This is a genomic window from Noviherbaspirillum sp. (assembly GCF_035944575.1).
GTDB lineage: Bacteria > Pseudomonadota > Gammaproteobacteria > Burkholderiales > Burkholderiaceae_D > Noviherbaspirillum.
This window is the reverse complement of record NZ_DASZBA010000085.1, coordinates 14,192-33,424: the sequence shown is the minus strand read 5'-3', so window position 1 is coordinate 33,424 and position 19,233 is coordinate 14,192. Positions and strand designations below refer to the sequence as shown.

Genomic DNA, 19,233 nt, shown 5'->3' with positions numbered 1-19,233 from the left:
TCCTTAGTGAATTGTTTTTATTGGGAAATTTACTTGCAACACTTTACTGAGCACCCAGAGCCTGCCTGAAATCCTCGACCAAATCCGTTGTATCTTCAATTCCAACCGATACGCGAATTAACGATTCGGCAATACCCATGCTCGCCCGGCGTTCCGGTCCCATTTCATAAAAAATGGTGTGGGCCACCGGGATAACCAATGTCCGGGTATCGCCCAGATTGCTTGCAGGAACGCCAAGCCTCAGGCGATTGAGGTAATCGAAGCAATCGATCCCGTCCACCAGTTCGAAGCTGAACAGGCTGCCATAGGCGCTGAAAAGTTCGCTGGCAATTGCGTGCTGCGGATGGGAGGGCAAGCCGGGATAGTGAACCGCCGCCACGCGAGGGTCGGCCTCCAGCATCCATGCCAGGGCCATCGCATTGGCGCATTCCCGCTCCAATCGCAAGGCCATGGTCTCCGCGCCTACTGCAATGTGGTGTGCCGCTTCCGGTCCAAGGGAGCCGCCGAAATCCCGCAGCGCCTTCGCACGAATCTGCGCCATGCCCCATTGTGGCTGCGTATATCGCTTGTAGGTATCGAAGATATTTGGGAACTTGCTCCAATCGTACAAACCGGTATCCGTGAGACTGCCTCCGAGCGCATTGCCATGGCCTGCAATTGATTTGGTCAACGCGTTTACGACCAGTCCGGCGCCCACCATCTTGGGGCGGAACAGATAAGGAGAGGTCATCGTGTTGTCGACAACGAACAAAATGCCCTTGTCACGGCAAAGCTGGCCAATCCGCTTCAGATCGGCGACTTGCGTGCGCGGATTGGCGATCGTTTCAACAAACACGATTCTCGTGGACGGCGTTAGCGCCGCTTCCACATTGGCGACATCCGTTGCATCGACGAAGGAGACCTCAATCCCCTGTCCGCTGACCGTCTGCCAAAGACTATTGGTGTTGCCGAAAAGAAAAGCGGAAGATACGACATGATCACCGCTGCGCAGAAGCGCGTGCGCCAGCGCACCAATGGCCGCCATGCCGGTGGAAAAACAAATGGTGGCGAGCCCCTGCTCCATTTTCGTGATCTTATCTTCGAGAGCGGAAACCGTCGGATTGCCCTGTCGTCCGTAACGGTAGCCCGGTTGCCGTCCTTGAAATACCGCCGCCAGTTCGCGCGCATCCTTGTAACCGTAGGCGACGGATGTGTGAATCGGCTTATGCAGGGAACCATGCTCAATCGGCTTTTGCCGATCGCTGTGCAGAATCGTGGTGGTGAAGCCGTATTTTTTTGTGTCGTTCATAGCAATAAAAAAACCCGTTTCGCATGCGCTGGAAACGGGTTGAAGAAATTTCGATCCCATTTAGCGGCATTTATTTAGGACATGGCATCCTTGCGCCCGCAAGCAGAAAGCAAATCGGCGCAGAGCCCAATGCTATCGCAAAATCCATTTGAAAACAAAGTTCGAACTTTGTAGCTGCACCACCGAATAAATACTCCATCGACTTTGCAATCCGCCGGTTTCAAAGGTTTCGCGGCGAATGAACGAAACTTCGACGCCGGGAAGTTGCCTTAAATTTTTTGCACTTATCTTTCTGGAAGTGATCCTAATCAAAACTTGGCTGTTTCCGTCCTGTTTTAAGTTTCCCCTACGCTCTCACAGTGCCAGGATTCTGACGCTGATGAAATCGGGTTTTGCCAACGACATGCAACATCATTCTATTCGGCGTGGGACATTGGGTGTTTTAGAAAGCGTCGAACAAGCGCATTCTCTTGCCTCCCAGTGTAGTGGCGGAATGTTGAAGCGACGATCAGGAACATCCATCCGGAAACCACAGAGCGAAACAATAAGCAATTCACACCATTCGATACTCGTCTCCGGCAGGTATTTGGACGAGGAAAGGCAAGCAATGCGATACGTTCTAGCCGCCGGTTCATCACGATATGAATCGATACGGCGGAGAGAAGATGGATCACCGGTTTTCACAGATATAGCCAGCAATGATCGTCGAAACGGCGAATTCTCGGACATCCATCACTACAAGAGAAAACTCTTGGGGCGCATCTCGTCAAGCGCCTTGCACCATCTATCGGCGACCGACGACTTTAGGAATCCGGCGCCGACTGACGCGTTCGATGAACAGAAAAGACTTCCGCAGGCCTCCAGACAGTCCGAGTCGACTTTGGAGCCTTTACCCGGGGAAGCCGGTCTTGGCTTAAACATCGGCCGAAAGCCGCTCCAACGGCGACGTGGCCATCCGGCGTTCAGGATCGGCCTTGGCGAAGACACTCGCTTTACGCCAGTCTCACGCGTAGCGCCCGATTGAGGGTGCCACCAACATCGCGCTTCCGGCGCTGACAAGCCGGCCGCGATCGTGCGAAACAATTACAAAAGGAGTAAAGATGGCAACGATTCTGATCGTTGATGACCATATATTGAATCGCCAATTTCTGACGGTATTGCTAGGTTATGGAGGTCACCGGCTTCTCGAAGCGTCCAGTGGCGCAGAAGCATTGATACTGGCCGGCGCGAAGCGGCCCGACCTGATCATCGTCGATGTACTGATGCCACAGATGAACGGGTATGAATTCATGACCCGAATGCGGTCCATCTCAGGGATGACGCAGACTCCCGTCATCTTTTACACTGCGGCGAATAACGAACGTGATGCCGCAACCATCGCCGCCGCCACGGGTGTGCGCTGGATTCTTCCGAAGCCTTCCAGCCGGGACATCATTCTAAACGTGGTTTCCGAGGCACTCGGACCTTCACCGGCCGTGATGAGAACCGACACGGCACGGCTCGACACCCCATACGCGGAATCGGGAACCGATTTGAGTCCGGCGTCGAATCCACGGGAAGCCGGCATCGAAGATTTGCAATTAGGCGTTCAACGGCTTTCGAGCGCACTTACCGATTTGCAGGCAGTCAGCCTAAGATTGACCTCATTGATCGATCTCGGGATCGAGCTTGCTTCCGAACGTGACCCGGACAACTTGCTGGCAATCGGCTGCCGGGTCGTGCAGGAGATATGCGCCGCAGAGTATGCGGCGATTGCCATCGTCGGCGACGACCTCACTGAAATTGTTCATTTCGCGATGCGCGGCGCGGACCCGGTCACACGGACCAGACTGAGCACGTCCAGGGCGGATACCGGTGTGCTCGGCGAATTGCTGCAACGGTCTGTACAGAGATTGAGTCATGTGGATGGCGGCCCAGAGTCCATCGGCCTGCCGTCTTTCCATCCAGCCATATATAACTTTCTTGGTGTGCCGATTGCGAACCCTCATAAAGTCTATGGATGGCTATACCTGACGAACAAGCAGGGTGACATCGGGTTCAGCGAGATTGATGAGCGCGCCGCATCGACAGTCGCCGCCCAGCTTGCGGTGGTCTACGACAATCTGGTTCTGTACAACGAGATCCAGCGTCAGCACATTCTGCTCAAGCAGGAAGTGGATGACCGCAATCGGGCCCAGGAGGCGCTCCGTCGTACGTTGCGGGCCCGCACCGTCATGGCGGAATGCAATCATGTAATGATGCATGCGACTGACGAGTATTCGCTGCTGCAGGACATGTGCCGGGCGGTTGTGAACGCGGGAGGCTATCGCTTTGCCAGAATCGGCTATCTCAGTGAAGACGACAGTCGCTTGATCCCAATGGCGCAGGCAGGGGTCGACGATACCGATGAAGACGGACAACCCATCATCTCCAGCGAACATGAGGTGGCGGTGTCGCTGCCGTTGCGGGAAGGTGCGCGGATATTCGGCGTTCTGACCATACACGAGGCCATCCCGAATGCATTCGACGGCGGGCAGACGGCGATGCTGGAAGAACTCGCGGATGACATCTCTTATGGTGTCGTCAGCCTGCGCACCAAGGCAGCAAGGGAGGAAGCGGAACATGCACTCCGCGCCACCGAAGAAAAATTGTCCGGCATTCTCAGCTCGATCGATAACGTTGTCTGGTCCGTCAACGAAAGCGGATTCATTTATCTGAATGCGATCGTCGAAGACATCTATGGGAGGCCTGCAGAAGCGTTCTACGACAACAAAGATTTGTGGTTCGAGGCGATTCACCCGGATGATCGTCCCGCTGTCCGACATGCCCATGCCACGCTGGCGGAAAAAGGCAGTTTTACCGAGGAATACCGGATCGTCAAACCGGACGGACAGATTCGCTGGATCGAGGAGCGCGCACGCGCCGTGCGCAACGAATCAGGCGAACTCATTCGTTTCGATGGCATCGCCATCGACATCAGCGAGCGCAAGACCTATGAAGCCCGTATCGAATATCTGGCCGACCATGACGCGCTCACCAGTCTGGCAAACCGCAATCTGCTTGCGGACCGCATCAGCCAGGCAATGGCACACGCCAGGCGCAACGGCCTGCTGGTCGCCCTCCTCTTTCTCGATCTAGACAGATTCAAGAGCGTCAACGACAGCTTCGGCCACTCGCTGGGCGACGCGCTGCTGATAGAAATCGCGAACCGTTTGAAGCAGGTTGTCCGCCAGGGCGATACGGTGGCAAGACAAGGCGGCGATGAATTCATCCTGCTGCTGACGGACATCGTCAAGCCTCAGGACGTCACTGCCGTCGCGCGCAAGATCTTTCAGGCTTTCTCGGATCCCATCATCATCCGCGGCCACGAACTTTTCGTCACCGTCAGCATTGGCGCAACGCTTTACCCGACCGATGGCGAGGACATTCAAACCTTGTTGCGTAACGCCGATATTGCAATGTATCGGGCGAAGGAAGAAAACGGCAATGCTTTCCAGTTCTACTCGCGGGACATGAGCATACGCGCACTGGAACGCGCGGAACTGGAAAGCGCGTTGCGCCGCGCACTGGAACGCAAGGAATTCGAGTTGTTCTACCAGCCGAAGGTCGACGCCACAAGCGGTCGCATCATTGGTGCGGAAGCCCTGATCCGCTGGAATCATCCGGACATGGGCCTGGTATCCCCGACGCGATTCATTCCGATGGCGGAAGAGATCGGGCTGATCGTTCCTATCGGTGACTGGGTATTGCATACCGCGTGCGCACAGAACAAGGCGTGGCAGGAGGCCGGCTTGCCGAAGATAAGCATTTCGATCAACCTGTCCGCGCGGCAGTTCAATGAAGAAGGATTGGTGGACTCGGTGGCGCACGCCCTTCAGAGCATGAATCTCCAGGCCTGCCATCTTGAACTCGAACTGACGGAGAGCATGGTCATGAACAGCGCCGAGCATTTCATTACCAAGTTGAAGGAACTCGAAAACCTTGGCGTGCAGTTATCCATCGACGATTTCGGCACCGGCTATTCGAGCCTCAGCTATTTGAAGCGGTTTCCGCTCCATCATCTCAAGATCGATCAGTCTTTCGTGCGTGATATCGCCACGGATGCTGACGACGCAGCGATAACCAGCACCGTGATTTCACTCGGCCACAGCCTTAATCTGAAGGTCATTGCGGAAGGCGTTGAAACTGAGGAACAGGTGGCGTTCCTGCGCGACCATCATTGTGATGAAATGCAGGGCTACTACTTCAGCAAACCGCTTCCCGCCACCGAATTTGCCCAATTGCTGGGGCGTCGTCTGCACTGAATAGAAAACCCGCCTGCGGCAGTGCCGGAGGCGAGTCTATCCAATCCGGTTCGACAGCTTAGTCGACCTGTGCCAGATTCAGGTTCAGCTGCGAACGCACTGCATCGTCGACTTCCGGCTTCGGATTGTTGCGCGCAAACTCAATCCGATCCAGATAATCGCGCGATACGTCGCCGGTGACGTAGATGCCGTCGAAGCAGGATGCCTCGAAGCTATCCAGCGACGGGTTGGCATCCGAGATGGAACGCTTCAAGGCGTCAATATCCTGGTACACCAGCGCGTCCGCGGTAATTTCGCGGCAGACTTCATCATCGCTGCGCCCGTAGGCAATCAGCTCGTTGCGGGTCGGCATGTCGATACCATAGACGTTGGGGAATTTGACCGGCGGTGCAGCCGATGCGAAGATCACCCGCTTTGCGCCGGCTTCACGCGCCATCTGCACGATTTCCCGGCTGGTGGTACCGCGCACGATCGAATCGTCCACCAGCAGCACGCTCTTTCCCTTGAACTCCGAACCGATTGCGTTCAGCTTCTGGCGCACTGATTTGCGTCGATGCGCCTGCCCCGGCATGATGAAGGTGCGGCCGATATAACGGTTCTTGATGAAGCCTTCGCGGTAATTCAGGTTCAGCTTCAATGCGAGTTCCATTGCCGCCGGACGGGAGGAGTCTGGAATCGGCATCACCACATCGATGTCTCCGGCCGAGAATTGCCGCTTGATTTTTTCAGCGAGGTATTCGCCCATTTTGAGTCGCGTCGCATAGACCGACGCGCCATCGATCACCGAATCCGGCCGCGCGAGATAGACGAATTCGAATGCGCATGGATTGAGCACCGGATCATCCGCACACTGCTGGTTGTAGAGATTGCCTTCAAGGTCGATGAAGATGGCCTCGCCCGGCACCACATCCCGCAGGAAACGGAAACCAAGTCCTTCCAGCGCCACCGATTCGCTGGCAACCATGTATTCCGGCCCATGTTCGGTGTCGTTGAACCCGATGCACAATGGACGGATACCGAACGGATCGCGGAAGGCGAGCAGGCCGTAACCGGCGATCTGCGCCACCACCGCATACGAACCGCGCACACGCTTGTGCAATACGGTGACCGCCTTGAACAGCGCAGACGGGTCGAGCGAATAGCCGGTCGTCGCCTGCTGGATTTCATGCGCCAGCACATTCAGCAGCACTTCCGAATCGGATGCGGTGTTGATATGGCGGCGGTCGTTCTTGAACAACTCGATCTTGAGCTGCTCCCAATTCGTCAGATTGCCGTTGTGTGCCAGGATGATGCCGAACGGAGCATTGACATAAAACGGCTGGGCTTCCTCCGCGCTGGACGACCCTGCGGTTGGATAACGCACTTGCCCGATACCGGCATTGCCGGGCAACGAGCGCATGTTACGCGTGCGGAAAACGTCACGTACCAGGCCGTTTGCCTTGTACATCGAAAACGCATCGCCGTGATTGGTTGCGATACCCGCCGCATCCTGACCGCGATGCTGGAGTAACAGCAGCGCATCGTAGATCAACTGATTGACGGGACTGTGGGAAACAACGCCAACAATGCCACACATGGTGGACTCCTCAACTAAAAATGCAATTTGTACGGGAGGCGGAACGATTCATACGCTTCCGCTTCTTGCTAATCCGGTGCGGACGCAGTGCTCATGCATGCTTACGTCCGGCTTGTGATTTTCTGCGGCGTGCTTTCGGGTCCGCCCCTGCGCCGCAGTCTTGTTTGTTGGGGTGGACTCAGGCGAAACCGCACCCTGCCCTGCCATACTCAAAAATGCACATGTCTTGCATAATCTCCGGGCAAAAACGGCTTGATGGTCCGGGCCGCGGTTTCCGCCAGCGGACTGAACAACGCGTCCTTCCAGAACGGCTGCTGTGGAATGGCCGTCATACCGCATATCAATACAGCAGCCAGTACGATAACCATTCCTCGTCCCAGTCCGAACAAGCCGCCGAGGCCGCGGTCGGCGAGCGACAAACCGCTTGCCTTGATAATCGCATCGACCGCAAGCATGAGCAGCAGCATCAGGATGCGCACGCCGATGAACAATGCAATGAATGCAATAATCAGTCGCGAAGTTCCACCGGGAACCATATCCGGAAGGAGCGCCGCAAGGTGTTCGCCGTACGCATTGGCGACGACAAACGACACGATCCAACTTAGCAGGGACAGGATTTCCTTCACCAGTCCGCGCATGGTGCTGATGATCACCGAACAAACGAGCACGAACAGTACCAGGTAATCGAAAATCGTCACGGAACGAAATCAGGCTGGAACCAAGGTGCCGCTCAGGCCGAGCTTGCTGATTTTTGCCCGGACCTTGTCCGCTTCTTCCTTGTTGCCGAACGGGCCGACTCGAATACGGATACGCTCGCCCGACTGGGTCGCCACCGTCTGGGTGTACGACTTGATGCCGGCGCCCTTCAATTTGGACTGCAACTCATCGACCTTATCCTTGGATGCCAGCGCAGCCACCTGGATGACGAACTTGCCATCTTTTTTGGCGGCATTGCTCGTCTTGGTAGGATCGGTTCCGCCGTCCAAAAGTGCCTTTGCACGTGCGGAATCATCGACTTTCGGGGCGGCTTTCTGTTCGGCCTTGACATCCGGCTTGGCGGCCAATTGGACCGTCGCCGGCTTTTCCGCGATTGCCGGTTTCTCCGCGGGCAGCGCTTCGGCTTTTGATGGAGCCACCGGCGGATCGATGACTTCTTCTTTCGGGTCAAGCGAAGCGGACGCGGACACGCCCGCTGGTGCAGCGGGCCGGCTCACCTGCGGAAGTGCGGATTTGTCTTTTGAAGGTATTTGAATGGCAATGTCGTCTGCCAGCGGCTTGGGTTCTGCATCGAGCAGCATCGGCAGGCCAATCACGGCGGCCATCACCAGGGCAACCGCCCCGATCAGTCGACGTCTCGCGCGCTTCTTTTCCGGCAAGACCGGATCGACCGCCTGACCGCCTTCCTTGCCCTGCCGGCGCTTGCGGGTGCGCGGCGCCTGCGTTTCGTCTTCGGCACGCGAATAAAAACTGCTGTCGCCAGCGGCGGATTCTTGCTTGTTTTTGCGGAGGAACGAGAACAAGCTCATGCGGTTAAAGTCTTCAACGAGGTCTTCAATGAGATTGCGATTTTCGGAACTCCATGACGCCAGCGACCGTGAGGAAAGAACCGAAGACCGCAATTCTATCATTCTCACCCGCCCGGCTCAGGGCGTTCTCGTAGGCTGCGGCGGGTGATGCAAAAACTTCAATCGAACTCTCGGCACCAGTCTGATTTTGGGGCGTTACGCCGGCATTCAATAGCTTCTCCTGCAACTTCGCGGCGCTTGCCGCACGCGCCAGCGGCAGATCAGTGACGCACCAATGGTCAATGCGGTCCTTCAGTTGCGCGATTACACCATCGATATCCTTGTCCTGCATCGCGCCGAATACCGCGTAAGTGTAGGGATGGAACGCCATGTTGTCGAGGTTCTGCGCCAGCGTGGCTGCGGCGTGTGGATTGTGTGCGACATCCAGAATCACCGTCGGCCGTCCCGCCAGCACCTGGAACCGCCCGGGGAGATCCACCATGACCAGCCCGGTACGTATTTCCTGCGCTCCGACCGGCAGCCGGTGCCGCAGCGACTCCAGCGCAGCCAGGGCCGCTGATGCATTCAGCAACTGGTTTGCGCCGCGCAGAGACGGATATCCCAACGCGCTGCGCCGCTGGCTGCGGCCGCCGTAGTTCCATTGTTGCTTGTCGCCGGCATAGTTGAAATCGCGTCCGATAAGCCAAAGGTCCGCACCGATCGACTGCGCATGCCCGACAAGCGATTGAGGCGGCACAGGATCGCTGCAGATCGCGGTGCGGCCGGACCGGAAGATGCCGGCCTTTTCGAAGCCGATTTTTTCACGGGTGTCGCCAAGGTAGTCGGTATGGTCGATGTCGACGCTCGTGACGATCGCCACATCGGCATCGATCACATTAACGGCATCCAGGCGGCCACCTAGACCGACTTCGAGAATGACCGCATCCAGTCCGGATGCGGCGAACAGCCGAAGGATGGCCAGCGTCGTGAACTCGAAATAGGTGAGCGATACGCCTTCCCTGCTCTGCTCGACGGCGTCGAATTGCTCGATGAGGGCGGCATCGGTCGCCGGCTCGCCATTGATACGCGCCCGCTCATTGAAATCCAGCAGATGCGGCGATGTGTACAGGCCAACGCGGTATCCGGCCTGCAGCAGGATGGATTCCAGCATCGCGCAGGTCGAGCCCTTGCCGTTCGTGCCACCTATCGTGATCACCGGGCAATCGAAGCCTATACCCAGACGCTGCCGGACCTGCGCGACGCGGTCCAGGCCCATGTCGATTGCCTTGGGATGCATGGTTTCCAGTTTTGCGAGCCAATCTGACAGCGTGGCGGGAGAGTCTTGCTTGGAGTCTTGCATGGTATGTGGCTCGAAAATTAAAAAAGCCCGGACCTGGGATGGGCCGGGCTCTGATGGACGGGCATTTGCTCAGGCGAGCACTTCCGCCGGCTGATTTTGCAACAAGGCCAATAGTCGGGCGATTTCCTCACGCATCTTGCGACGGTCCACAATCATGTCGACTGCGCCTTTTTGCAACAGGAACTCGGCCCGCTGGAAGCCTTCCGGCAATTTCTCGCGCACCGTGTTTTCAATGACGCGCGGCCCGGCGAAGCCAATCAATGCCTTCGGTTCCGCGATGACGACATCGCCCATGAAAGCAAACGATGCCGAGACACCGCCCATGGTCGGGTCGGTCAGCACCGAAATGAATGGCAACTTCTTCTCCGACAACTTGGTCAGCATCGACGTCGTTTTCGCCATTTGCATCAGCGAGAGCAACCCTTCCTGCATGCGCGCCCCGCCGGTGGCGGTAATACAGATGAATGGCACTTTCTGCTCCAGAGCGACCTGGGCGCCACGGGCGAAGCGCTCACCGACGACAGAACCCATCGAGCCGCCCATGAATTCAAATTCGAAACAGGCTACGACAACTGGCAAGGTCATGATTGCACCACCCATGACGATGAGCGCATCGGTTTCGCCGGTGGCTTCCATCGCGTCCTTCAGGCGGTCCGGGTATTTCTTGCTGTCTTTAAATTTTAGGGAATCCACCGGCAAGGCTTCCTGCCCGATCTCATACCGCCCTCCTGCATCCAGCAGCGCATCCAGCCTTTCCCGCGCACGAATGCGCATGTGGTGGTCGCATTTCGGGCAAACATGGATGTTCGATTCCAGATCGGTTCGGTAAAGAACGGCCTCACAGGACGGACACTTGACCCATAGTCCTTCCGGCACCGTTTTGCGCGTGGCATTATCGGAGCGCTGAATGCGCGGAGGAAGCAGTTTTTCAAGCCAACTCATTGTGACCTCTTTTCATTTTTGCTTGCCGAATTGTACCGTTCGCCCCGGTTTGCGCCAACTGCAACGGCACCGGGCGAACATGCCTTCTTCAGTGTGTTTGATTAAGCCGCTTTGGCGGGTTGCGCATCCAGCGCCCCCCGGATTTCCGTAATGAACTTTTGAACTGCTTGCACCGCCTGCTCGCGGGGCGTATTTTCGAGTTCCTGAATGATGCGACTGCCAATGACGACAGCATCCGACACGGACGCAATCGCGGTGGCCGTGGCCGCATCCCGAATGCCGAACCCGACTCCGACAGGCAGGCTGACATGTTTCTTGATTCTTGGAATCATGTCCGCGACTGCCTGAAGATCAAGATGACCAGATCCGGTCACACCCTTCAGCGAAACATAGTACACATATCCCGTTGCAATTTTCCCCACCTGCCGAATGCGCTCATCGGTAGATGTTGGGGCCAACAGGAAAATCGTATCGAGGTCATGTTGCCGCATCATCGCGGCAAAGTCTTCGCACTCTTCGGGCGGATAATCGACAACCAGGACGCCGTCCACGCCAGCCTGCTGGGCCGCCGTGATGAAGGGCGCGATTCCCATTCGTTCAATCGGGTTCGCGTACCCCATCAGCACTACGGGAGTGAATTGGTCCCGAGACCGGAAGTCGCGAACGATTTGCAGGACCTGCTTCAGGCCGACGCCGTTCGCCAGTGCGCGTTCGGAAGCACGTTGAATGACCGGACCGTCCGCCATGGGATCGGAGAACGGCACGCCAAGTTCAATGATGTCAGCCCCGCCGGCCACGAGCGCATGCATCAGCGGAACGGTCAACTCGGGTGCCGGATCGCCGGCAGTGATGAAGGGAATCAGTCCCTTCCGGTTTTGGGATGCTAGGACAGCTAAGGTGTGTTGGATTCTGGACATGATGGCTTTTTCTCGTTTCCTGTTCCAGCCATTCCAAGACGGCTTCTTTCGGTGCCGGCTTGCGCGTGCCTGGAAAAGGATGGTTGGAGTGTATATGCGATGGTCGAACGGATCAGAAGCGCTTCTTCATCCGTTCCGCGACCGTATGCATGTCCTTGTCTCCCCGTCCCGACAGGTTCGCAAGAATGATCTTGTCCTTGGGCAACGTAGCGGCAAATTTTGCCGCATAAGCTAATGCATGGCTCGATTCCAGCGCGGGGATGATGCCTTCGATCCGGCAGCATTGATGAAAGGCATCGAGCGCTTCCTCGTCCGTAACCGATACGTATTGCGCACGGCTGGAGTCCTTCAACCAGGAGTGCTCGGGCCCTACACCGGGATAGTCGAGCCCTGCCGATACCGAATGCGTTTCGATGACTTGCCCGTTTTCGTCCTGCAACAGATAGGTACGATTCCCATGCAGCACTCCCGGCGATCCGGCGATCAGAGAAGCTGAATGCTTGCCTGACTCAAGGCCCTCGCCCGCTGCTTCCACGCCGATCAGCTGCACGTCGCGATAATCGATATAGGGATAGAAGATGCCCATCGCGTTTGAACCGCCGCCAATGCATGCGACCACGTAATCAGGCTGTCGCCCCGTCATCTCCGGCATCTGCACCAGGCATTCCTTGCCGATCACCGATTGGAAATCGCGCACCATCATCGGATACGGGTGCGGTCCGGCCACGGTGCCAATGATGTAAAACGTGCTTTCGACATTGGTGACCCAGTCGCGCATCGCTTCATTGAGCGCGTCTTTCAGTGTCTTCGATCCCGATTCCACCGGCACCACCTTCGCGCCGAGCAATTCCATCCGGTACACATTCTGCACCTGCCGCTTGACGTCTTCGCTTCCCATGTACACCACGCACTCCAGACCGAATCGCGCGCAGATGGTAGCCGTTGCGACACCATGCTGTCCCGCGCCAGTCTCTGCGATCACGCGCGGCTTGCCCATGCGCTTGGCAAGCAACGCCTGGCCAATCACATTGTTGATCTTGTGTGCACCGGTATGGTTGAGGTCTTCCCGCTTGAAATAAATTTGGGCGCCGCCGACCATTTCGGACCAGCGTTTTGCATGGTAGATCGGACTCGGGCGTCCGACGAAATGCTTCAGCTCATTCTCGAATTCGGCCAAAAACCCGGGATCATTGCGAAAGTGAGCGTAACTTTCCTTCAGCTCTGTCAGGGCATGCGTCAACGTTTCGGAAACGAAGGTGCCGCCGTAAGGCCCGAAGTGGCCTCTCGCATCGGGGAGGTTATAGGCCGCGGCCTGGTAGAGCGCGGCAGTTGGGGCAGGTTGACGCTCGGAATAGTTTCCGAGTGCATTCAGTTCTTTCATGATGATCTCTCTTTTGTCGTTCAGCCGATAGCGGCGTCTGCCTTGCCGACTGCGTCGATAAAGGCGCGAATCCTGGCAATATCCTTGATACCCTTTGCCACTTCGACGCCACTGCTGACATCGACGGCATACGGGCGCACGCGAGCTATCGCTTCAATCGCGTTTTGCGCGCTCAAGCCACCACTTAAAACGGCCCGAGGCGCGAGCTCTTTTGGAATGAGAGACCAATCGAAAACCTTTCCACCGCCGCCGTAGCCATCAACATGGGCATCCAGCAGCAGTCCGTTGAACAGTGTGCTGGCGGCGCGGTAATCCTGCTCGCATTGTAACAAATCGGTGCCGGTCATATCCGCCGCCACCCGCACCGCGCGGACGAATGGGCGGTTGACGGCTTCCGCGATCCGGACGCAGTCCTCGACCGATTCGTCGCCATGAAACTGTAGCAGCGAAATCGGTGCAGCTTCAAGTACCTGCCTGACCTCGTCAATAGATGCATTCACGAAGAGGCCGACCACCGAGACGTACGGCGCAATACCGGAGATGATTTTGCCAGCCTCGGCCGGTGCAATATAGCGCGGACTTTTCGGATAGAACACAAGACCGATCGCATCCGCGCCGGCATCTACAGCCGCAGCGACATGCTCTGCGCTCGATAATCCACAGATTTTTATACGGGTACGCTTCATGGCAACATCGTTATGGATCAAGACCCCTATTATCGCCCGCCAGCTATCTGCGTGCCAGTTCAGAGCAATGGGAATAGCGGTTCATGCGGCAACTTCCATTTCGGGTCGTAATCGATCCGGGCAAGATAGAGACCGTCCGGCATGAATGTCGGCGCGGCGCGGCTGCGATCCTTCCCATCGAGAACGCTTTTCAGCCATTCCGGTGACTGATTCCCGGTGCCCACGACAATCAGCGATCCGACGATGTTGCGCACCATGTGGTGCAGAAACGCATTGGCGCGCAGGGTAAACATGAGCAGGTCGCCGCGGCGTTCGATCCGGATCTCATGCATCGTTTTGACGGGCGACTTTGCCTGGCATTCCGCAGCACGGAAAGCGGTAAAGTCATGCACGCCGAGCAGATAGGAGGCCGCCGACTGCATCGTTTCGACGGTAAGCGGGCGAAAGACCCAGCCGGCTTTTCCGGACAGCAACGGGGACCTCACTGGATGGTTGTACAAAAGGTAACGATACGTCCGCGCGGTTGCACTGAAACGAGCATGAAACTGCTCTTCCCCTTCGGGCGCAACCTCGCAAGCCCAACGCACTGCGATTGATGCAGGCAGGAATGCGTTGACGCCCCGTACCCACGAAAACATGTCGCGATCCAGATCGGTATCGAAATGGACCACCTGTTCAAGCGCATGCACACCCGCATCGGTACGCCCGGCACAAGTGGTTGCGATGTCGGCCAGCGAAAATTTTTTCAGCGCCGTTTCCAGCGTGTCCTGCACTGTCCTGCCGTCGGGTTGGGTTTGCCACCCCCGCCATGACGTGCCGTCATACTGGATTCCAAGCGCAATGCGTTTCAATTCGTGCCTACCATAAAAAGCAATCTGGGAAAACAAAACGGGCGCAATCCGATTGCGCCCGTTTCAGGAGGAAGGAACTATCAGGCAAGTTCGAGCAATAGCGACTTGGCTTTTTCGCTTTGCTCGCTGGTTCCGCCTTTCATGACTTCGTCAAGCAGTTCGCGCGCACCTTCCTTGTCGCCAATCTCCTGATAGGCAATCGCCAGATCAAGCTTTGTCGCCATCTCTGCATCTGCGGCCGACACACCTTCCGCCGGGGCCGGTTCGTCAGCATCAAGCATCAACTCAGGCATTGCCTCTGCGGCCTGCGGCTTCAGGTCGAGATTGAAACCTGACAGGTCGAATTCCAGCGGATCGGACGAAGCAGATTCGGGTTCTTGCTGCGCACTTTCCGACGATGCCATTGCCGCATCGGCTTCCTCGCGCGGCGATCCCATCGCCGGAAGGTCGAAATCCATCGCCGCCGGCTCGGCCGCAACAGCCGGCGTTCCGAGATCGAATGTCATATCAGGCAATGTCGGCATATCTTCCGACGATGCGGAAAACTCGGTCTGTTCGACGGTATCCGCCGCAGGCGAGGCAGGTTCCTCGACACGGGGCTTCGGTTCATCGAGGAAATCGAAATCAATCGACGCCATTTCCGCGCTCGGTTCGGACGGTGCTGCCGGCGTGATGGTATTCGGCACGGCGATGTCGCCGAAGCTCATGCCGTCAAGGTCGAAATCCAGTTCGTTGGAATTTGCCGGTTTGGCCGTCGCTTCCGGCTCAGCCGCCTCGGCAGCTTGAGCGTCGTTACTTTCCGTCTTGACCGGATTGCGCATCGACGGAAGCTCGACTGTTTTATCGATCTCCATCGCGGAGTTGCTGAAGTACGCACTATCCGCCTCCAGCGCATGGATGGAATTGAGCTGCCCTTCCGGTTGGGTGGATGCCAGCAGCGTTGCCAACCCCTCTTCATCCAGCGGCTGCGTCGGCGCCACCATGGAGGAGGCACTTTCATCCTTGTCCTTCTTGCCGGCTGCATACAACGGATTGTTCGGGTCGATGCCGATACCCAGGGTTGCTGCCTGCACCCAGTCGCTGCCTTCCCCTTTTGTCATGCCATACAGCTCGGTGGCCAACACTTCAAACGCGCGCAAGTCCTTGCGATTCGAGTAGATTTCCAAAAGTTTGAGCCGCACCGCATTTCGATCGGGTTGCGTGCGCAGCGCCTCCTTCAGGATTTCCTCTGCCTGCGCATCACGGCCATAAGCGATGTAGACGTCGGCTTCCGCTACCGGGTCAACTTCATTGGAATCGAGATGGCTGGTGGACGGCGCGAAACTCGAATTGAAGACGCTGTTGTTGGTATCAACGCTCTGACCGCCCGTAGACCCGAACAGCGAGTTCGCTTTCAGGCTGGAGTCGGTGATGATGCTGTCTTCGAATTGCTTCTGCTGTTTTCTACGGCGAACGCCATAGATACCCAACGCGCCCAATCCGGCAAGCAGCAGGCCGACACCGGGGAGTGTCATCGGATTTTCAAGCAGATCGTCCACGAAACTGGGTTCCGGCGGGGGTGGTGCCTGCGTTTTAACAACCGGCACCGGCGGCTTGCTGCTGGCGGGCGCCACGGCCGGCGGCGGTGTCTTCTCAGCCGGCGGGGTGACTGCCGGTGCTGCTGCTTCGGCCGGCTTCTCTTGCGCAGCGATTGCCGGTGTTTGTTGCACAGCAGACGCCGCTGGCGCAGCCTCTTTGGTGGATGGCGACACGGCAGCGACTGGCGGAACTGGAGCAGCGGGCGTTACATTCGCGGCAGGTGCCTTGGCATCCGGTTTTGCCGCCTCCGCCTGCTTCTGCTGATCAGCTAAGCTCTTGTTTTTCAACTCGAGAAGCTTCTGCATTTCGCCAAGGTTCTTTTCCAATTCCTTGACCCGGGCGTTTGCTTCCGCAAGTGCCTTGTCACGAGCGATCAGCTCTTCCGCACTTACCGGCGCACCAGTGGCCGCAGGTGCAGAAGCCGGCTTGCCGGCATTCGACAGCTTGAGTTTGTCCTTGGCATCGCCGGCCGGAGTCGCAGGTTCCTCTACCTTCGCCGTAATTTTGCCTGCTGCGGTCTGACCGGATTCGGCCGATCTCTGCGCGCCTGATGCCGCGACCTGGGTTGCCAGTTTGTTGCGATAGCTGTTGAAATCAGCGGACTGCGCAATGATCAGATCGCGTGCTTCGCCGGCAGGTATGCTGCGTGCAGTTCCTGCAGTTGGCACGGACAGGATCTGCCCTGCTCTCAGGCGATTCATGTTATTGCCGACGAATGCATCGGGATTTTCGCGATAAAGGGCTACAAGCATTTGGTCCAGCGACACGCCGCCAGGCTTCAATTGACCGGCAATACGGGCAAGCGAATCACCGGCCTTGACCTTGTACTGCCCCGCAGCATCGGCGGCGGCATCGCTGACCGGCGCGGGATCGCGCCTTGGTGCAGCAGCGGCGGGAGCCGGCTGCGCCCTGCGGGTTGATGCCGCCGGGGATTCCGCCGGCACAGCCGACTGGAGCGGGCGGGTCGCGGGTATCGCTGGCACAGGAATTGGCGAAACCTGGGCGGACTGGCTGCTCCTGAGGTCAGGTGGATCCAGTAGAAAGGTGTATTCGCGAACAAGGCGTCCACTGGGGCCGCCGAGCTCCAGCAACATGTCAACGAAGGGTTCATTGAGCGGCTGAGACGAGGTAACACGAATCAATTGACGGTCTGCCCGCTGCTCGATTGCGAAACGCAAGGAGAGCAAAGCTGGATTCAGTTCGATATTCGCCTGCTTGAAAGCCTCAGGAGACGCAAGCTTCGCAATCAATGCACCGGCTTCGTCCTTACCTACCGAAGTGAGCTCGATCTCAGCTCGAAGCGGTTGTCCAAGAGACGACAGGACTGTCAATTTTCCCAAGCCAGCCGCATATGCATTGGAAAATATCAGTGCGGAAACGACGGCGGCACTCACCGTCTTTAAAGTCAACGCGCCGGAATTCGGGCGTATCTTCGAATGCATTTTTGGTGGCATAGGGGGCATTCCGTTTTGCGTATGAGATAGGCGCAATGTCGTTGCGTCGATTTATCATTGTCCCGAGGAACTTTCACCATATCATCATGGACTTAGGCGCGCAAGTGTAACCAAGTTACTAAGTTCTGTAAAACAAGTACATTTTCCATCGGGAAACCGCATGTCTTAAGCTTTGTTGCTCATTCGCAACGCAATTGGGGCCTGCCGAAAAATCGCCCAAAAATGAACAATTTCGCGACAGGCCCCGGTATGGAACCAACGAATTAACGAGTTTAGGTATCCAGCATGATGCGCAGCATGCGGCGCAGCGGTTCAGCGGCCCCCCATAGCAACTGGTCACCGACGGTGAAAGCGGATAGATAGTCACCGCCCATCTGCATCTTGCGCAGACGGCCCACCGGAATCGTCAGGCTACCGGTTACCGCGGCCGGCGTCAGATCCTTCATCGAAGCCTCACGATTGTTCGGAACCACTTTCACCCACTGGTTGTTGTCGGCGATGATGCCTTCCAGTTCATCGAGCGGCACATCTTTCTTCAGCTTGATCGTCAAAGCCTGGGAATGGCAACGCATCGCGCCGATCCGCACGCACAATCCATCGACCGGAATCGAGGATTTCGCCGACGCACCGAAACCTTCACCACGACCAAGGATCTTGTTCGTTTCCGCACCGGCCTTCCACTCTTCGCGCGATACGCCGTTGCCGAGATCCTTGTCGATCCAGGGAATGAGGTTGCCGCCCAGCGGGACGCCGAACTGCTTGATCTCATCGGCGCTGAATGCATGCTGCTTTGCCAGCACCTTGCGATCAATTTCGAGAATCGCCGACGCCGGATCGTCCAGCAGCGACTTGACTTCCGCGTTGATCGAGCCGAACTGAGTCAGCAACTCGCGCATGTGCTGGGCGCCGCCGCCAGACGCCGCCTGATAGGTCATGGAAGTCATCCACTCAACCAGATCATGCTGGAACAGGCCGCCGAGGCCCATCAGCATGCATGAAACGGTGCAGTTACCGCCTATGAAGTTTTTCACACCGCGCTGCAGCGCATCCTTGATCACACCGAGATTCACCGGATCGAGAATGATGATCGCGTCGTCCTTCATGCGCAGTGTCGAGGCTGCATCAATCCAGTAACCATTCCAACCCGCCGCGCGCAGTTGCGGATAAATCTCGGTCGTATAGTCGCCGCCCTGGCAGGTAATAATGATGTCGCATTTTTTCAGCTCATCAATATTGCCCGCATCTTTCAATGTGGTTTCATTTTTCGCCACCGCCGGCGCCTTGCCGCCCGCGTTCGATGTCGAGAAAAACACCGGCTCGATATGCGCGAAGTCGCCCTCCTGCTGCATACGCTGCATCAAGACGGAACCCACCATGCCACGCCAACCCACCAGACCGACTAACTTCACAAT

At 57.2% G+C, this 19,233-nt stretch carries 13 protein-coding genes; 1 reads left to right on the top strand and 12 read right to left on the bottom strand.

Annotated elements, in window-relative coordinates; translation table 11 throughout:
• Positions 1-43: 43 nt before the first annotated feature.
• The gene (locus VGU61_RS04980; RefSeq protein WP_326857997.1) at positions 44-1,288 is read right to left on the bottom strand and encodes a cystathionine gamma-synthase family protein; all 1,245 of its coding nucleotides are present in this window, start codon (positions 1,286-1,288) and stop codon (positions 44-46) included.
• A gap of 1,100 nt (positions 1,289-2,388) precedes the next feature.
• Between VGU61_RS04980 and VGU61_RS04975 the strand changes: the two genes are divergently transcribed.
• Positions 2,389-5,571 carry an EAL domain-containing protein gene (locus VGU61_RS04975; RefSeq protein WP_326857996.1) on the top strand — a complete coding sequence of 1,061 codons (3,183 nt, stop codon included), beginning with the start codon at positions 2,389-2,391 and terminating at the stop codon, positions 5,569-5,571.
• A 58-nt stretch (positions 5,572-5,629) separates the two neighbouring features.
• Here VGU61_RS04975 and purF read toward each other — a convergent pair whose 3' ends face one another.
• The 11 genes from purF to asd all read right to left on the bottom strand — a co-directional run bounded on the left by purF (position 5,630) and on the right by asd (position 19,230).
• Positions 5,630-7,147, bottom strand: coding sequence for an amidophosphoribosyltransferase (gene purF, locus VGU61_RS04970; protein ID WP_326857995.1), 1,518 nt, complete (start codon positions 7,145-7,147; stop codon positions 5,630-5,632).
• Positions 7,148-7,356: 209 nt separating this feature from the next.
• Positions 7,357-7,845, bottom strand: a complete 489-nt coding sequence (locus VGU61_RS04965) for a CvpA family protein (RefSeq protein ID WP_326857994.1) — start codon at positions 7,843-7,845, stop codon at positions 7,357-7,359.
• Positions 7,846-7,854: 9 nt separating this feature from the next.
• Positions 7,855-8,673, bottom strand: coding sequence for an SPOR domain-containing protein (locus tag VGU61_RS04960; protein ID WP_326857993.1), 819 nt, complete (start codon positions 8,671-8,673; stop codon positions 7,855-7,857).
• Positions 8,674-8,698: 25 nt separating this feature from the next.
• Positions 8,699-10,012: a bifunctional tetrahydrofolate synthase/dihydrofolate synthase gene (gene folC, locus VGU61_RS04955; RefSeq protein WP_326857992.1), complete on the bottom strand. Its 1,314-nt coding sequence runs from the start codon at positions 10,010-10,012 to the stop codon at positions 8,699-8,701.
• A gap of 69 nt (positions 10,013-10,081) precedes the next feature.
• Complete coding sequence (gene accD / locus VGU61_RS04950; protein ID WP_326857991.1) at positions 10,082-10,954, bottom strand: acetyl-CoA carboxylase, carboxyltransferase subunit beta; 873 nt, start codon at positions 10,952-10,954, stop codon at positions 10,082-10,084.
• A gap of 101 nt (positions 10,955-11,055) precedes the next feature.
• Entirely contained in the window at positions 11,056-11,871 is an 816-nt protein-coding gene (gene trpA, locus VGU61_RS04945; RefSeq protein ID WP_326857990.1) for a tryptophan synthase subunit alpha, read from the bottom strand.
• Between the two features lie 112 nt (positions 11,872-11,983).
• Positions 11,984-13,252 (bottom strand): tryptophan synthase subunit beta, encoded by a 1,269-nt coding sequence (gene trpB / locus VGU61_RS04940; protein WP_326857989.1) that lies wholly within the window; start codon positions 13,250-13,252, stop codon positions 11,984-11,986.
• Between the two features lie 20 nt (positions 13,253-13,272).
• Positions 13,273-13,938 (bottom strand): phosphoribosylanthranilate isomerase, encoded by a 666-nt coding sequence (locus VGU61_RS04935; RefSeq protein ID WP_326857988.1) that lies wholly within the window; start codon positions 13,936-13,938, stop codon positions 13,273-13,275.
• Between the two features lie 59 nt (positions 13,939-13,997).
• Entirely contained in the window at positions 13,998-14,789 is a 792-nt protein-coding gene (gene truA / locus VGU61_RS04930) for a tRNA pseudouridine(38-40) synthase TruA (protein ID WP_326857987.1), read from the bottom strand.
• Between the two features lie 80 nt (positions 14,790-14,869).
• Positions 14,870-17,809 (bottom strand): FimV/HubP family polar landmark protein, encoded by a 2,940-nt coding sequence (locus VGU61_RS04925; protein ID WP_326857986.1) that lies wholly within the window; start codon positions 17,807-17,809, stop codon positions 14,870-14,872.
• A gap of 284 nt (positions 17,810-18,093) precedes the next feature.
• The gene (gene asd / locus VGU61_RS04920; RefSeq protein ID WP_326857985.1) at positions 18,094-19,230 is read right to left on the bottom strand and encodes an aspartate-semialdehyde dehydrogenase; all 1,137 of its coding nucleotides are present in this window, start codon (positions 19,228-19,230) and stop codon (positions 18,094-18,096) included.
• Positions 19,231-19,233 lie beyond the last annotated feature (3 nt).

Excerpts from the sequence above, each read along its gene's own strand:
- accD (WP_326857991.1), bottom strand. The coding sequence starts at position 10,954 with ATGAGTTGGCTTGAAAAACTGCTTCCTCCGCGCATTCAGCGCTCCGAT.
- VGU61_RS04935 (WP_326857988.1), bottom strand. The coding sequence starts at position 13,938 with ATGAAGCGTACCCGTATAAAAATCTGTGGATTATCGAGCGCAGAGCAT.
- trpA (WP_326857990.1), bottom strand. The coding sequence starts at position 11,871 with ATGTCCAGAATCCAACACACCTTAGCTGTCCTAGCATCCCAAAACCGG.
- VGU61_RS04925 (WP_326857986.1), bottom strand. The coding sequence starts at position 17,809 with ATGCATTCGAAGATACGCCCGAATTCCGGCGCGTTGACTTTAAAGACG.
- VGU61_RS04960 (WP_326857993.1), bottom strand. The coding sequence starts at position 8,673 with ATGAGCTTGTTCTCGTTCCTCCGCAAAAACAAGCAAGAATCCGCCGCT.
- VGU61_RS04980 (WP_326857997.1), bottom strand. The coding sequence starts at position 1,288 with ATGAACGACACAAAAAAATACGGCTTCACCACCACGATTCTGCACAGC.
- purF (WP_326857995.1), bottom strand. The coding sequence starts at position 7,147 with ATGTGTGGCATTGTTGGCGTTGTTTCCCACAGTCCCGTCAATCAGTTG.
- folC (WP_326857992.1), bottom strand. The coding sequence starts at position 10,012 with ATGCAAGACTCCAAGCAAGACTCTCCCGCCACGCTGTCAGATTGGCTC.
- trpB (WP_326857989.1), bottom strand. The coding sequence starts at position 13,252 with ATGAAAGAACTGAATGCACTCGGAAACTATTCCGAGCGTCAACCTGCC.
- VGU61_RS04975 (WP_326857996.1), top strand. The coding sequence starts at position 2,389 with ATGGCAACGATTCTGATCGTTGATGACCATATATTGAATCGCCAATTT.